Here is a 15033-nt window from a genome sequence, read left to right as displayed (position 1 = left end):
ACCTACCTCTGTGTGTAGTAAATGTTTCCCTAGTAAGGGTGATAACTGGTAGCTAGCCTTCCCTCCATCGGCATTACCCAACTTCATTGGTACTACGCTGCTATCCGACTCCCTACACGGCATTTGGTTTCCTTACTTGTTATCGCTTGTACACCATACTCTTCAATAAAATAGAAAAGACCGGAAGGGTCTCCCGAGTTGCCGCATCATATCAATGTATAACGTGCCAAGGTCTCTGACTCCAGAGAGGCTTTATCCTTCTTGCCTTTAACGAAGAATAAAATGTAGCTTTCTGCTGCGCTTAAGGCATCAGCCCTCTCGATTTACTAACATTATGGAGCTCAATCCCTTCAACCATTTGGCTTTCGGCCCGTCACCTAACTGTCTACGCTTAAAGACTAACGTTACCATTAGCCCTCCAAGACTCGCTACGAGCGAATGGCTAATTCTTACTCGACGGGAATCCCACCCGCTATATGATACGACCTAGGCTCGGCCGCACAAGCACCTTTTAGTTCTATATGGGGTAGTATCACATGCCCATCAACTTAAGACTTTTATAACACCCCAAAACAAAAAGTCATGAGCTAACGAGCCCATGACTTTTTATATGCTATATCACAAATAATCTGGGAACACTTTACAGCCCTTTTCTTGCTCCATATCATGTCCAAAGAAAATAATCGGATTTTCTTTCCTAACAACATCTTTTAAACGTTTTATTGAAGATAAAGCTAAATCCGAATCAAATCCAGCAAACGGTACTTCATCTTCAAAGTTTTCTTTCGTATATGATGCATCAATAGTTAGCAACACTGGACCTGATTTTTCCGTCTCAATTAATAATGACTGATGCCCTGGCGTATGTCCAGGTGTATATATTAATTGCACACCTGGCACTACTTCATAATCCCCTTCAATGATTTTATAGTTTAAATTCGGCAATATACATTCTTTCAAATATTCCTCTCTGTGGAGTGCTACCTCATATTCAGCACGCTGTACAATAATTGGTGTATTTGTAAAAACACCATTTCCTCCTGCATGATCAAAATGCAAGTGAGAACTAATGATATAAAGAAGATCTTCTGGCTCATATCCGGCACGCTTTAAAATATTTACGATTCTATCGTTCTCATTCATTTTAGGTAAAACTTGTCCTTCAACAAATGTACCTTTAAAAAGATTCTCATTATTAAGAGCACTTTCTGGCATACCTGTATCTACTAAAATAAGTCCCTCTTCTGTCTCCAAAATATAACACCAAACAGGTAAGTTTAGTAGTTTACCCGGTGTAAGTGTACTATTAACTGAAGAATGATCCAACATACAACGACCTGCTGGGAGGAAATAAAGCTTCTTTACTGTCATTATGTATCCACCTTTACAAATAATTTAGGATAAAACAATAAAATATAATATTTCGCTTATTAGAAATAAACTCCTTCTCACCTTTCATTATTTCAGCCATTATTTTTTCAATTGTTCACAACTTTTCATTACAAATTCAGTGATACTGGAAAGCCTATGCAGGAATTCAGTCCGCCTTTAGGGCATAGGATAAAAGTGTCAACTTTCCGTAGAAAAGTAAACGTCAAGTAACTCCAAAATACACAATAAAGGTTGATTTTAGAGTTACTTTTCCACATTGGAATATCTTGTCTTATTCCCCTTTTTCGGTGGATGGGCAAAAACACTGTAATTCTAGAAATTCATCAGTTTCCATAAAACCAAACTTCTTATACACTGTTCTACCCATTTTTGAAGCCCCAAGCCATATTTGTGAGATACCTGAAATCTTAACTTCATCAACCAATTTAGTTAACAGGTTTGTTGCGATTCCTTGCCCACGATAATTTTCATTAGTATACATATTTGTGATATAAGCCTTTTTTCCAGTCTTATTGGTGTAACAAGGTGGAAATTCATAAAAAATTACTGCACCACAAGCTATAGTTTCTTCATTATTGGATTTGAGTCAATATTTTGGACACAAAAAAGTTAAATCTTAAGCTGCATTTCTAATTTGGTCTTCAATGGCTTGTGGAGTTTTATATCCTAAGCTGCTGTGAATTCTTTTTCGGTTATACCAACCTTCAATAAATTGGAATATCGCTAATTTAGCTGTTTGGTAATCTAGATACTGGACGTGGTTGACTTCTTCCTTTTTTAATATCGCATGAAAGGATTCAATACAGGCATTATCGTACGGGCAACCTTTCTGACTAAAGGATTGCTTAATATGATGATTCTGAGTATGTTGAGTGAACTCACTGCTTGTATATTGTGAGCCAAGATCCGTATGAAGAACTAAGCCCTCCGAGGGCTTTTGTGAAGAGTGAGCGTTATCGAAAGCTTTTATGACCAGTTCTGTCGTCATAGAACGTGAAAAGGAATACCCTACTATTTTCTTTGAATGAAGATCCAATACAGAAGCTAAATAACACCATCCGTCTTTTAACGTGTGGATATACGTAATATCAGCTACCCATTTCTCATTAATGGTCTGGGTGGTAAAGTCTCGTTTAAGCAAATTATCTAACTGAATAACTTTTTCTTTAGATGGATAAGGACGGTATTTTTTCTTCGTGATAGAACGAATACTCGCCTTGCTCATTAAGCGTTGAACACGCTTTAGACTGAGGGAAAATCCTTTGGTTAATAGGATTTGATGTATCTTAGGAGCACCATACCGTCCCTTGCTTTCTAGGTAAATGAGATTAATTTTATTCGTTAGTTCTTTGTTTTCCTGTTCGCGATTGGATACTACAAGTTGAAGAGACTGATAATGGCTGCTTCTTGGGATTTCTAATACTTCACACATTCTCTGTACAGGGTATAGATTCCTATTTTCCTCGATAAATTCGGTAAGATCTGTCTCGGTTATTTTTTCGCGAATATGGCCATAGCCTTTTTTAAGATTTCAACTTCCTGCTTTAACCGAAGGTTTTCCTTCTGTATGGCGGCTAATTCCTTCGGAGTCATAGACTCTTCCCCTAAACCGATAGGGGTAAATTCTTTAACCCATTTATAAATAGTTACGTCTGATACACCATATTCGCCACTTAATTCTCTTACTGAATTACCCGAGTGATAAAGATCTACAATAGTCTTCTTGAATTCATTATTATATTTTTTACCTGTATTCTTACGTTCCAAAACGGACACATCCTCTCAAAAATCATTGTAAGGACTTAACTAAAATGTGTCCATGAAACTATACTAACTCCATTATCTTCCACTAGCCATTGAATTAAAGTACCTTCACTTAGTTTATTTTTAAAGAAAGCATATAGTTCTCTACCAATATCTATATTAGGTTCTATCCCCTCATCAACTAATTGCTTTTTTCTTAACTCGACCAATTTATCAATATCATCGATATTTGCTTTGCGATATTTCAACTTTTCACAACTCCTTTATAAAATTACAACTGACCAGCCCCATAGCATAATTAATTCTCATCATTTTACCATTGATTCTTATTGATGGGGTCACCATATCAAGCAAAGAAAATTGTACGCTAAGAAGTTTATAAAGGTGATATGCACTTAGTAAACGTTTGTAAATATTTTTTGATAGATTTATAAACGTTACAAACCTTGGTTTAACAGGACTTAAAGGTTTGTCCTTAAAGGTATATCTTTACAAACTACAGTCACTTTTCCCATTAGTGAAAGTAATATTCCAGTTGATATTTTAAAAAACATCGAATTTCCAGTGCCAAATAGTCCCTATTTAGCTGGAAAATAGTCTTAGCGTACACCAAACATCTTAATTCGTGTCAAAATTGTGTCTAAACGTACAATTTTCTTTTTTTGATATGGTGACCCCTACCACGAATAGAACGGTACCTTTTATATATTTTCTTTCGTAATAGTAACCCCATATTCCCTATAAAAATCTAAAATTGCGGATGCATTCACACCCAAATCTAATAGATTTTCCGGAAAGTAAATTCCAGAATCCGGAACCACAATATCAGATGTTTGTAAAATGTTCTCTGCTTGGACAGCTGCTCCTAAAGCAGTAAGATGTGTCTGTCCTAACGGATCTGATATGTTCACACATCGTCTATACAATACACCAGTAGCATCATAACCTTTAAGGTGAATAACTATGTTATGTGCACTTCCCCTTCCGGGTTTATAGAGAATATTTTTCCGTAAATCGGTAAATTTTTCTCCACTAATCATTTTCCAAATCCCTGTATTCACCAGAGAAACCAGTCCATATGTAGATATTTTACTATCAAAAGCAATACGAAAGTTAGTCGAAACAGCTTGAATTGATTCTGGCAGGGTTACGTGATCGGGAGTATCCAAACGATAACATTTGGTTATATAACCGTTGGGAAAGCGGACTTTAATTGGATTAGTCATTGGATAAGCCTGTCGCATTCCCTCTCGAGCTTTGACTTCAAACGGAATAGTTAACCGGTCCATATACGCTGTTGAATTTGGTCCTGCTTTGTCTTGAAGAGAATATAGTGCGTTGATATCAACCGTAACCTCTTGAAGATCTTTTGAATAAATTTTAGAAAAAAGGGCTGCTGTCCCCCCCATCCACCCTGAAGCTAATACAACAGGGGATTGGACCTCAACATTTTTTAATCGATCAATAGAACTCTTAAAGCGTTCAGTCCAACGAGTAATGTCAACCAATGGGATTTTTTTTCGAACTGCGGATAGGAGTAGTCTATCTTGAGGGTCATTAACCGCATTAACAACTAATGTGAAATTATCATCCAAATTTCTTAAAGGATCATCTATTGTGTTGTCTACCTTGACTATTTTTACTCTCTCTGATTCAAAAGGTAACTCTTTCCCTAAGGTTCTTCCTCCTAATCTAATTTCCAAATCAGGATGTCGATCATGTAAAATTCGAGCAATTTGACTACCAACAACTCCATACCCACCAACAATTAATACTGTTTTTTTATTCATCTGAAACCTCCATTATAATTAGTGTGAGATTATAAATTTAAACGATTAAAAACTTAAACCTTTTAACATATTATCGCTAAAAAAAGGGACAAAAGGTGTCCCTAAACTATAAATGAGTACCTAGTTCTTACATTCATCTTCAACTAAAGATACAAGTTCTTTTAACAGATTTATTGTTTCATTAAACTCAAGACAATAATACATTTCAGTACCTTTTTTCTGAACTTGAAGTAACCCTGATTGTTTCAATATTTTCAAATGATGAGATACAGTAGGTCTTGACATGGGAATATTCTCCGCAATTTGCGTCACATTCAAGCTATCTTTATCAATTAAAAGTGATACAATTTGCTGACGAGTTGGATCTCCCAACCCTTGAAAACATGGTCTTAAATTTTCTAAAATATGCATTACTTTATCATTACAGTTCATTTCGCTAACATTACCTTCCGTTTAAGAATTTAATCATTTAAACATATTGTAAATTACATTGCTAACTATTGCAATAAAGAAGTAGCACCAACTTTAAGTATAAATATTGAAAGTTTCATAAACAACCATTTTCAATTTTCCAGATTTGTAAGAATGTCGTTTTTTTTTCTGTAACAATTGCCTTCCAGCTACAACCAGGACAAACCCACGAAATTTACGAAGCTTATATCGGATTGTATCAAAAGCTTCCAACTCAAGTGATCCTGCTTCGCCTGTTTATCCTCCTACAGAAAAACGGGCGAAAGTGCCACTGTTATGAGAAAAAGTAAGTCTTTAATATTTTAGATGTTGTCTATAATTGTACTAAGTGTCACAAGAAAACAGGATATTGAATACACGCATTTATATCAAGAACCCTGAGCCAAAATACTTCAAAAATGGCACGTTAAAAAAGCAACAGAATACATCCAGCTTGATATGACACAAATGATGTCTGGTCTAACTACTGGTGAAACGATGGAAGTCTCCGAGGCAAACATTGGCCAAAATCAGAAGCTTCCGGCACGTGTCATTATCCATCGTTTAACTGACGATCAAACGCAAACACGACTGAAAAACCAAGCGATACGTGAAAAGAAGAAAGGTATTGTCATGAAGAATAAAAGTAAACGTTTAATGGGCATGAATGTATATATCACGAACACGTCGCTAGAAGAAATACCGACGAATTACGTGCATTCATTGTACTCACTTCGTTGGCAGATTGAGATTTTGTTTAAAACGTGGAAGTCATTCTTTGAAATAGATGAATGTAAAAATATGAAAAGAGAACGCCTAGAGTGCCATTTATATGGACAACTCATTGGCATTCTCCTCTGTTCTTCTACGATGTTTCAAATGCGACAGCTTCTGCTTGAAAAGAAAAAGCAGGAGCTGAGTGAATACAAAGCAATTTATATGATTAAAGATTACTTTCCGTTACTTTTTCAAGCGATAGCAGTTGGCACAAAAGAACTTTTGAAAATTCTGCATCGCCTTTATCAGCTGCTCAAAAAGAACGGTCGTAAATGTCATCGGTATAAGAAGATGACCGTCTTTGATATTCTAGGGGTTGTGTATGAAACGACAGTGAAGAATAGACAAGCTGCCTAGCAAAAAAATCTCGTTTTAATAGGCTTTTTTGGCATGGCTACTTTTTCATTACTCGTTTGTTTTAAAACAATGATCAACTCGTATCTTGTAATTTATGTTGTTAGCTTGATGGGCATGTGGTACCCCTAATAGAAAATACATAAGAAGCAATATGATAATGCACCTATGATTAAGCTAATCCAAGCAAAAAATACTATTTTCTTTTATTATTGGATACAGGACAACCGATGATGTTAAACCAAACTTTGAACGAACAATCTTACTACGCACTTTTTTTGTATTTACCCCACACTATCATCTGCTAGTACTACTATTTTTTATAACCAAATCAGCCGTTTCCCTCGGATGGCTAAGAGGGAAATGATGACCATATGGAACAATATCAACCTTACCAAGATGCAATGGAGCAAAATAGCTTCTATCATGATCTCCCCAAATAATATGAAGATTATACCTTTGTACTTTATTAAAATCACCCTGATAGTCTTTCAATAGAAAACTGTTAAGCTGAACCGTTGTATTTAAAATTCTAGGCGAAGTAAAGCTCCTACTTACTTTGGCAATATAATGTTCCGGAATGCTCTCCGTACTTTCAAACAGACCATTACCTAATAAATATCGCTCTATCAAATTAGCAGTTGCCAATTTCAACGCCCATTTGTTCATAAATTGAGGAGCATTAAACGAGTTAGAATTTCTTTTTGCAACAGGTGGCTGAAGTAAAGTAATAGTATTCTTCGTATCAATGTACTCTTGTACTAATGCTTCCAGAAGAATTACCGCACCGAAGGAATGGCCAATCAAATGTGCACCATTAGTAGCTTCCCCCATTAACTCTTTCACTACATTCAAATAGAGATCCAGAAGGTTTTTCTCTCGTTTAAAAGGGGAACGTCCTAAACCTGGAAGATCCAGGATCCATACCGGTTGACCAGTTTTTTCATGAAGCTCTAGTCCTAAAGGAAATAAATCCTCTCCATCGCTCAATAAACCGTGTAATAAAATAAACGGCTTACCCTCTCCTTGTATTTGATAAATGACAGTGTTTCCGATTAATGTTCGTTCAAATGCATGATTATGCTGGTCATTTTGATACATCAAGCGATAATCCAAATCCGCTACGACGGCTGGGAAAAATTTCATTACACTCGTCTTCTTAAACCAATCCCCTCCCATGATTTTTTTCGATGAATCATTTGAAAACTTCCTATTTGTAATAAAGTTCAGTCCATCCGATGGAATTTGTGTTATTTTACTTACCCCACTTTTCATAAGTGCCTTCATGAAAGGAATGGGTACAGAGATTTTAGGTGCTACCATATTCATACTTTCTGACATAACTCCTAATAATTCAGACATATTTGGATCAAGCTGTTTGTCTTGAACAAGTGTATATGTTTGAATAGACGGTTGCTCCTGCTTAAAAACCTGCACAATAAACTTCGCTAGCTCATCGTTTGAAATAAGTGGTAATCTATACCCCTTACCTCCAGGAACAACTGGCATTAGCCCTCTTCGCATACTCGTCACAAGCAAGCCTAAGCCTGCTACTTGCTCCGTACTCCCTGTTTTACTACTGCCGACTACAGTTGGTGGATTAATCACAGAAAGCGGATAGCCTATTTCAGATGCCTGCTGGCGAATATAAAGATCTGCTAAAAATTTTGTTCTTTCATAGGAATTTTTTATTTTCAAATAATCGTTGCCTTCCTTAAACACATCAATCGTAACCATGCTACTTTTATCATTCAAGGGGCTCATATAACCTACTATATGAATAAATTGCTGCAAGCCCTTCAATTGATGAATACTTTTAGCTAATTCACCGATATGCTTGGCACCGTTTAAAATTACAGAAACTGCCTCTTGCTCTGTCGCTTTAATATCCATTGGTCCACCCGCGTGAATAATCACATCCGTTTTTAATATCCTATCCTTATCTTCATCACTTAAACCTAAATCTGTTTTCGTTAAATCACCTTCAATAAAGTGCATGGCTGCCTCATTTACAATACCTTTTTCTTGAAAAATGCGTGTTGCCTTACTTTTTGACCTAACTAAAAGAAAAATCATAACTTCCTCTTTAGTTAATTCCTCCACTAATTGCCTCCCAATAAAGCCTGTTCCACCAGTTAAAAATATTGTCCTCATATCCGCGCTCCTTTTTAGTACTACATAGTACTAATTCAATGTAAAAAAAATGCTTCTCTTATCGAAGCAAGTTAAAAAAATGGTTTGCTGTTTGCTTGATAACAGTTGCATCCTTCAATGTTTCTGAAATAAATAGCGCTCCTTCAAGATTCGTTATAAAAAGTGCCGCTACCTCGTCAATATTAATCGTATTTCTAAACTCCCCTTTTTCTACTCCTTGTTTTAGTAATAGAGAGACTTTCGTTTGTAATCCTGTAAAAAAGAGACCTATTTTTTCTTTTATGTGCGTGGCTTGTGCAGGACTTTGAATATAAAGAGTAATAAATGGACAGCCACCCTTATACTCCCTTGACTGAACTCCCTGTGATAAATGCTTTAAAAACAGCTGGACACGATCTTCAACTAATAATTGGTTCTGAGAAAGTATTTCATCAATGACACGCTGATACGTTTCAATCCAATAATCAACGACCCCTTCTAACAATTCTTCCTTATTAGAAAAGTGATAATACACATTAGATTTTGATACTTTGCTTACACGCACTAATTCATCCATACTTGTATAAGCAAACCCTTTTTCTAAAAATAATGTTGCCGCCACTTCAATCACACGTTTTTGATTCATTAATTTTACCTTTGTCATAACTAGAACTATATAGTACTAGTTTGAATGTTGCAAGTATTAACTATTTCTTTTTCTATGGGACATAGAAACACCCCTTTAGATACTCATATCCAACAGCTGTCGCTTTCCTCCGAGAAGTCTTTACTTCACTCCTAACACAAAAACTCTGTGCGACACATTCACTATCTTCACACATGATTTCATCTTTCGAACGCATTCGGATTTTAGATGCAACTGTGTTTCAGCTACCTGATTCATTCGCCAGATTATCAAGGCTCTGGTGGGAGTAGTAATACGGCAGGCTTGAAAATCCAATTGGAATACGATTTACTGAGTGGCCAATTTTTAAACGTGCAGCTAGGACCGGGAAAGAACAATGATAAAACATACGGTACAATCTGCCTTGAAACCGTAGAGGAGGGCGATTTATGTTTGCGTGATCTTGGTTACTTCGATTTAGGAGACTTACAAGTCATTCATGATAAAAAGGCTTACTATATCTCGCGGTTGAAGCTGAATACACGCATTTATATCAAGAGAACCCTGAGCCAAAATACTTCAAAAATGGCACGTTAAAAAAGCAACAGAATACATCCAGCTTGATATGACACAAATGATGTCTGGTCTAACTACTGGTGAAACGATGGAAGTCTCCGAGGCAAACATTGGCCAAAATCAGAAGCTTCCGGCACGTGTCATTATCCATCGTTTAACTGACGATCAAACGCAAACACGACTGAAAAACCAAGCGATACGTGAAAAGAAGAAAGGTATTGTCATGAAGAATAAAAGTAAACGTTTAATGGGCATGAATGTATATATCACGAACACGTCGCTAGAAGAAATACCGACGAGCTATGTACATTCATTGGATTCACTTCGTTGGCAGATTGAGATTTTGTTTAAAACGTGGAAGTCATTCTTTGAAATTGATAAATGTAAACATATTAAAAGAGAACGCCTCGAGTGCCATTTATATGGACAACTCATTGGCATTCTCCTTTGTTCTTCTACGATGTTTCAAATGCGACAGCTTCTGCTTGAAAAGAAAAAGCATGAGCTGAGTGAATACAAAGCGATTTATATGATTAAAGATTACTTTCCGTTACTGTTTCAAGCGATAGCAGTTGGCACAGAAGTACTTTTGAACATTCTGCATCGCCTTTATCAACTGCTAAAAAAGAATGGTCGTAAATGTCATCGAGATAAGAAGATGACCGTATTTGATATTCTAGGGGTCGTGTATGAAACGACGGTGAAGCATAGACAAGCTGCCTAGCGAAAAAATCGTGTTTTAATAGGCTTTTTTGGCATGCCTACTTTTCCTCACTCGCAAGTTTTGAAAAAAGGATCATTTCGTATCTAGTAATTTACGTTGTTAGCTTGATGGGCATGGGGTAGAGTCAAGAAAAAGCGGATTTACAACGCTAAGGAAGTTTTCTCCCAATAAAAAAGTTGATTACTAGTTTAAGGAATCAACTTTTTTTATTTTCTTAATGAACTAAAGCACCCGTTAGTTCAACAAGAAAAGGATTCAAATAGGTTAGTTTAACCTGTTACCATGGTTAATTTTGGTTCTTCACAAGAAATAACATCAATCGTGTGATTTAAGCAGGGAAACTGATAATGGATGTAATTTTCAGAGGGACATAAATCTTCTCGTTCATTCGTGGCTATTTTTATAAAATCCAAATACCTTGACTTGGTATATATCCGAAATAGCTCTCCCTTTGATATTTCAGAGTTATCTATAGAATATGAAAAACTTTCATCGATAACAGAATATGAAATATATGATTCAAATTCTAATTGCAGCATAGGGAAATCGATGTTGAACGTGCCTCTATTAATAAGCAATCGTAAGGAATTTTCTTTGGGTTCTATTATTTTTTCCAAATAAATATATCCTTTCTCTTGCATCAATTCATTAAAATCCACTTCATTATCACTCATTTCTTAATTTGACTATTTAAATTATACTTCATTTCCCAGTCATCTTATTGAACTATCCTGCCCCTTTAGTTCATTAAGAAAAAGGCCACCAAATGGCAGCCCCGGTTCTCAACTAACGCACCCGTTAGTTCACTAAGATTAAGTTTTATTAAACTATGTATTTTAATGATACAAATGGTTGGTCTTATGTAATAAGTCCTGGAGCTGATATTTATAACTGATTTAAAAAAAGAGCTGCGCGTATAGTCAGTTTTATTGACTATTACGCTCAGCTCTTTTCAATTTTATTATTTTGTTGTCCTTAATTTCCAATCATTAAGGATTTAAGTTAGGTTTTTGAAATCTGTAATTAATATCATATTGAATAGCACGGTTTAAATTACTTTTTATATGTTCATGGGTTTCCTTATTGATTTTGCCTTCATTGAGCTGTTTATCTAATTGAGCAGTCATCTCGTTTGATAAAAAATTAATTAAAGATTGTTTTGAAATGCCTTGATTTTCAGCAATTTCTGCCATAGTCTTTCCTACCTTAATTGAATTTGTATATTTCTGCTCAGTTATATTCAAAAAGCTATATAGACGATTGTAATTAGGCGTATATTCAAAAACAATCTTTTGATTTTGATTAGATAATGATTGAGCTCGTACATTATCTGTAGTTGAAATAGTTAAGGAAAACAATAAAATAAAAACAGCTATTTTATAAAACACCGGATCATCACTCCTCTTTACTATATTTTTATCCTGAAAATTTTTTTTATGTAAGGTTTATAAAAGGGCTTTAAATCAGGAAAGGGTTGTTATCTGAATTAGATAACTGAGTTTGATAATTTAGCTTGACATGTTAGTCGAATAACATAAAATTCTTACGCAACTAACCTGCCCTGATAGTTCCATAAAGAAAGAGCTGCCATAATGACAGCTCTGATCTTCAGCTAATGCACCCGTTAGTTTAAGTAGATTTCTTCACATACTTTTTAGTATTTCAGTTAATACAGGAATGCTGCCCCTTATTAAATTAAGGAAAAACAAAAGCAAGTATTGATTTCGGTTTATCATTTTTATAAACGATTAAACTTTATTCAAAACCGTACTTGGTTAAGATAAACTATTAATTTGACTTTTCATTACTATTACAGCCATATTGATATAAAATTGGAAATGTACGAAAGGGGTTTTAACATTAAATCTCTTATAACAAGGAGTTGTATGACTTGATAGCCGTAGAAATTTTATATGATTGTTCAAACATTAAAGGGTCACAGTAGAAGGGCATGCTGAGTACGCTCAATATGGTAGGATATTGTATGTTCTAGTGTTTCAATTTTAACCATAGGAACTATTAATTCAATTATAAGGATGTGTAAGAAAGAAATAAAAATTGAACAAGACGATGGGTATCTGCAAGTACTCTTACCAAAAAGCATAATGAAAATGGATGAAGCTAGAATCTTATTGACCTCTATGCTCTATAATTTAAATGACTTAGAACAAAATTACCCAAACAACATACAAGTATTAACAAAATAAAATCACAGGCATCTGGATGGTATGGCCATTGTTGAACTACTATGTGCTTCGTTTGCTAAAACAGCAGGTAGAACAAGTAATGAGAGCTAGTTCAATACTTGTTCTTTTTTATTTTTCACATTATTGGTTTATATTTTTTTGATTGATTAAACTTTTAACCATGGAAATAATACCGATGATTAGATAGATAATTCCATTAGCAACTATAATTAAACCTATAAATGCAGCTCCAAATCCTGCCCCTTCTCCAGTACCACCACTATTATGATCAATCTTCACAAAAAAATAACCTGCTATAAACGCTATAATAGGCCCTGAAATTCCAATAACTATACCGGATAACCACAAAGGCATTTTATTTCTCTTGTATAAAGAAATAGCCAAGGCATTCAAAATTAAAAGAGAGACAACTAAAACAAGCCAGATTACCCCATCACCACTCATATAAACAACTCCTAATTTTTTTAGAGATTTCATATTGAAATAAATCGTCCCCAGTATGTCACCAATATAAATAAAACAATGAAAATAGTAATAACAAACACTTTTTTACTGTTATTTTCATCTGCTTCTTTCTTTTCCTTAATACTCTTTCTATATTTCATTTGTATCTTTTTCTTTTTGTTAGCTAATATGTTAGATTACCTCCTTAAAGAAAATCATTAAACTAATTTTACCACATTAACCCATTTTCCTTCTTAAGCTAACCTTCCCCGATTGTTGCATAATCGAGTAGGGGGAAAATATGTTTATTTTCGCCCCTCTCACAACACCGTACGTACGGTTCGCGTATACGGCGTTTCAATTTATATCACAGTGTGTACTTTTAGATAATGTTCTAAAGCAGAGGGGACTCCCCTCTGCTTTAGACATTTGTTTGAGATTGCTCTTTGGACGACTTTGGATAATCCTATGAATCGGTAACCTTTTCGACAGTAGGTTAATCCTTTCGCTTCTTCCTCCGGAATTCCTAGTTGAATAAGCGATTTAATTTGTTTCTTTGCTACTTTCCATTGTTTCCATATGATGACCCTAATTCTAGAGCGAAGCTTTGTGTCTATTCGTTCCGTCATTTTTTTCATGTTTGCCACTCTGAAGTAGTTTACCCATCCAACTATTACTTGGTTCAATTTCAATATTCGGTAGTCTAGTGGAACATTCCAATTTCGCTTTGTCAGTTGTCGAAGTTTCCTTTGAAACTTCTGTACAGAACTTGTATGAGGTTTCACTTTGTAGTTGTTGTTATTAGTGCCATAATAATACCCAAATCCTAAGAATTTCAACTCTTTTGGACGTGAGATTCTACTCTTCTCTACGTTGACTATCAGGCCTAATTCCTCTTCTATAAATCTCACGATTGTGCTCATTACTCGGTTCGCTGCCTTTTCACTTTTCACAAAGATAAGGGCATCATCAGCGTACCTCACGAACCTTAGTCCTCTTTTCTCCAGTTCCTTATCAAGTTCGTTTAACATTATATTACTTAATAGTGGACTGAGGTTGCCTCCTTGCGGAGTACCGACAGGTGTGTCTTCATATTTTCCATTCACCATGACTCCACTGACTAAGTATTTTCTGATTAACGAGATGACATTTCCGTCTTTTATTGTGTTGGATATGATTCTCATGAGTTTATCGTGATGGACGGTATCGAAGAATCTTTCAAGATCAATGTCGACTACCCAATCATGTTCATCATTCAGAAACTCCAGGCTTTTAATTATCGCCATTTCACAACTTCTTTTTGGTCTGAAACCGTAACTGAATTCACTGAATTGCTTTTCAAATAGTGGACTGAGAACTTGATGAATGGCTTGTTGAACGACTCTATCCACTACTGTTGGTATTCCCAATTTGCGCATCTTTCCATTTTCTTTTGGGATCTCCACTCTTAAGGCAGCTTGTGGTTGGTATCTTCTTGTTCTGATGCGCTGACGCAGTTCATCTTTGTTCTCTTTCAGGTATTGCTTTAGTTCGTCGACTGTTACTCCGTCGACCCCACTTGCACCTTTATTTTTATAGACACGTATGTAGGCTTCGTTCATATTTTTATTACTTAGGATTTGTTCTAAAAGTTCCACACTCGTTTCTCCTTTCCTCTCACGTAGTAAGTGATATCTCCATTTTGGTTATTCTTTGAGGTACGCTCATACTTTTACCATTAACACATTCGGAGTTCGTCACTTACGCATTCGTGGCGTTGAAACACTATAAATTGTTCAGCCCTTCATGAAATTATTT

General features: G+C 35.4%; 11 protein-coding genes and 4 pseudogenes. 3 read left to right on the top strand and 12 right to left on the bottom strand.

The genetic code is table 11. The annotated features are described in order from the left end of the window. Positions 1–618: 618 nt before the first annotated feature. The 6 genes and pseudogenes from aiiA to UP17_RS03080 form a co-directional block, all read right to left on the bottom strand. On the bottom strand, positions 619–1371 hold the full coding sequence (gene aiiA / locus UP17_RS03110; protein WP_061461609.1) for a quorum-quenching N-acyl homoserine lactonase AiiA: 753 nt from the start codon (positions 1369–1371) through the stop codon (positions 619–621). 292 nt (positions 1372–1663) lie between these two features. Further along, a pseudogene (locus tag UP17_RS03105) lies at positions 1664–1978 on the bottom strand (GNAT family N-acetyltransferase); the annotation flags it as partial. Positions 1979–2008: 30 nt separating this feature from the next. Beyond that, a protein-coding gene (locus UP17_RS03100; RefSeq protein ID WP_434218677.1) for an IS3 family transposase occupies positions 2009–3159 on the bottom strand; the annotation gives its coding sequence in 2 pieces (ribosomal slippage) (positions 2009–2910 and positions 2910–3159; 1152 coding nt in all). 59 nt (positions 3160–3218) lie between these two features. Continuing rightward, positions 3219–3404: pseudogene (locus UP17_RS03090) on the bottom strand (GNAT family N-acetyltransferase); the annotation flags it as partial. A gap of 453 nt (positions 3405–3857) precedes the next feature. Beyond that, positions 3858–4946: a saccharopine dehydrogenase family protein gene (locus tag UP17_RS03085; protein WP_061461608.1), complete on the bottom strand. Its 1089-nt coding sequence runs from the start codon at positions 4944–4946 to the stop codon at positions 3858–3860. Positions 4947–5066: 120 nt separating this feature from the next. Then, complete coding sequence (locus UP17_RS03080; protein WP_002013825.1) at positions 5067–5378, bottom strand: ArsR/SmtB family transcription factor; 312 nt, start codon at positions 5376–5378, stop codon at positions 5067–5069. A 388-nt stretch (positions 5379–5766) separates the two neighbouring features. On the opposite strand from UP17_RS03080, the pseudogene UP17_RS03070 reads away from it, so the two are divergent. Next, a pseudogene (locus tag UP17_RS03070) lies at positions 5767–6530 on the top strand (transposase); the annotation flags it as partial. 294 nt (positions 6531–6824) lie between these two features. On the opposite strand, the gene UP17_RS03065 reads toward UP17_RS03070, so the two are convergent. Together UP17_RS03065 and UP17_RS03060 are read right to left on the bottom strand one after the other, a co-directional pair. Then, positions 6825–8681: an alpha/beta fold hydrolase gene (locus UP17_RS03065; protein ID WP_061461607.1), complete on the bottom strand. Its 1857-nt coding sequence runs from the start codon at positions 8679–8681 to the stop codon at positions 6825–6827. Between the two features lie 58 nt (positions 8682–8739). Continuing rightward, positions 8740–9306, bottom strand: coding sequence for a TetR/AcrR family transcriptional regulator (locus tag UP17_RS03060; protein ID WP_061461606.1), 567 nt, complete (start codon positions 9304–9306; stop codon positions 8740–8742). 110 nt (positions 9307–9416) lie between these two features. Between UP17_RS03060 and UP17_RS03055 the strand changes: the two are divergent. After that, positions 9417–10585: pseudogene (locus tag UP17_RS03055) on the top strand (IS4 family transposase); the annotation flags it as partial. A 269-nt stretch (positions 10586–10854) separates the two neighbouring features. Here UP17_RS03055 and UP17_RS03050 read toward each other — a convergent pair. Beyond that, positions 10855–11244, bottom strand: a complete 390-nt coding sequence (locus tag UP17_RS03050; RefSeq protein WP_081108970.1) for a hypothetical protein — start codon at positions 11242–11244, stop codon at positions 10855–10857. A gap of 330 nt (positions 11245–11574) precedes the next feature. Next, on the bottom strand, positions 11575–11973 hold the full coding sequence (locus UP17_RS03045; RefSeq protein ID WP_061461605.1) for a hypothetical protein: 399 nt from the start codon (positions 11971–11973) through the stop codon (positions 11575–11577). Positions 11974–12564: 591 nt separating this feature from the next. On the opposite strand from UP17_RS03045, the gene UP17_RS29420 reads away from it, so the two are divergent. Further along, positions 12565–12792: a ribosomal-processing cysteine protease Prp gene (locus UP17_RS29420; protein WP_081108685.1), complete on the top strand. Its 228-nt coding sequence runs from the start codon at positions 12565–12567 to the stop codon at positions 12790–12792. 120 nt (positions 12793–12912) lie between these two features. Here UP17_RS29420 and UP17_RS03040 read toward each other — a convergent pair whose 3' ends face one another. Further along, positions 12913–13236 carry a hypothetical protein gene (locus tag UP17_RS03040; RefSeq protein WP_061461604.1) on the bottom strand — a complete coding sequence of 108 codons (324 nt, stop codon included), beginning with the start codon at positions 13234–13236 and terminating at the stop codon, positions 12913–12915. 362 nt (positions 13237–13598) lie between these two features. Next, positions 13599–14873 carry a group II intron reverse transcriptase/maturase gene (ltrA, locus tag UP17_RS03035; protein WP_061461603.1) on the bottom strand — a complete coding sequence of 425 codons (1275 nt, stop codon included), beginning with the start codon at positions 14871–14873 and terminating at the stop codon, positions 13599–13601. Between the last annotated feature and the right edge of the window lie 160 nt (positions 14874–15033).

It is taken from the genome of Peribacillus simplex (assembly GCF_001578185.1).
In the GTDB taxonomy this organism is placed as follows: Bacteria; Bacillota; Bacilli; order Bacillales; family DSM-1321; genus Peribacillus; species Peribacillus simplex_A.
The sequence above is the reverse complement of the archived record's forward strand: the minus strand, read 5'-3'. Positions and strand labels throughout refer to the sequence as shown.

Excerpts from the sequence above, each read along its gene's own strand:
- UP17_RS03080 (WP_002013825.1), bottom strand. The coding sequence starts at position 5,378 with ATGAACTGTAATGATAAAGTAATGCATATTTTAGAAAATTTAAGACCA.
- UP17_RS03085 (WP_061461608.1), bottom strand. The coding sequence starts at position 4,946 with ATGAATAAAAAAACAGTATTAATTGTTGGTGGGTATGGAGTTGTTGGT.
- UP17_RS03060 (WP_061461606.1), bottom strand. The coding sequence starts at position 9,306 with ATGAATCAAAAACGTGTGATTGAAGTGGCGGCAACATTATTTTTAGAA.
- UP17_RS03065 (WP_061461607.1), bottom strand. The coding sequence starts at position 8,681 with ATGAGGACAATATTTTTAACTGGTGGAACAGGCTTTATTGGGAGGCAA.
- UP17_RS03040 (WP_061461604.1), bottom strand. The coding sequence starts at position 13,236 with ATGAGTGGTGATGGGGTAATCTGGCTTGTTTTAGTTGTCTCTCTTTTA.
- aiiA (WP_061461609.1), bottom strand. The coding sequence starts at position 1,371 with ATGACAGTAAAGAAGCTTTATTTCCTCCCAGCAGGTCGTTGTATGTTG.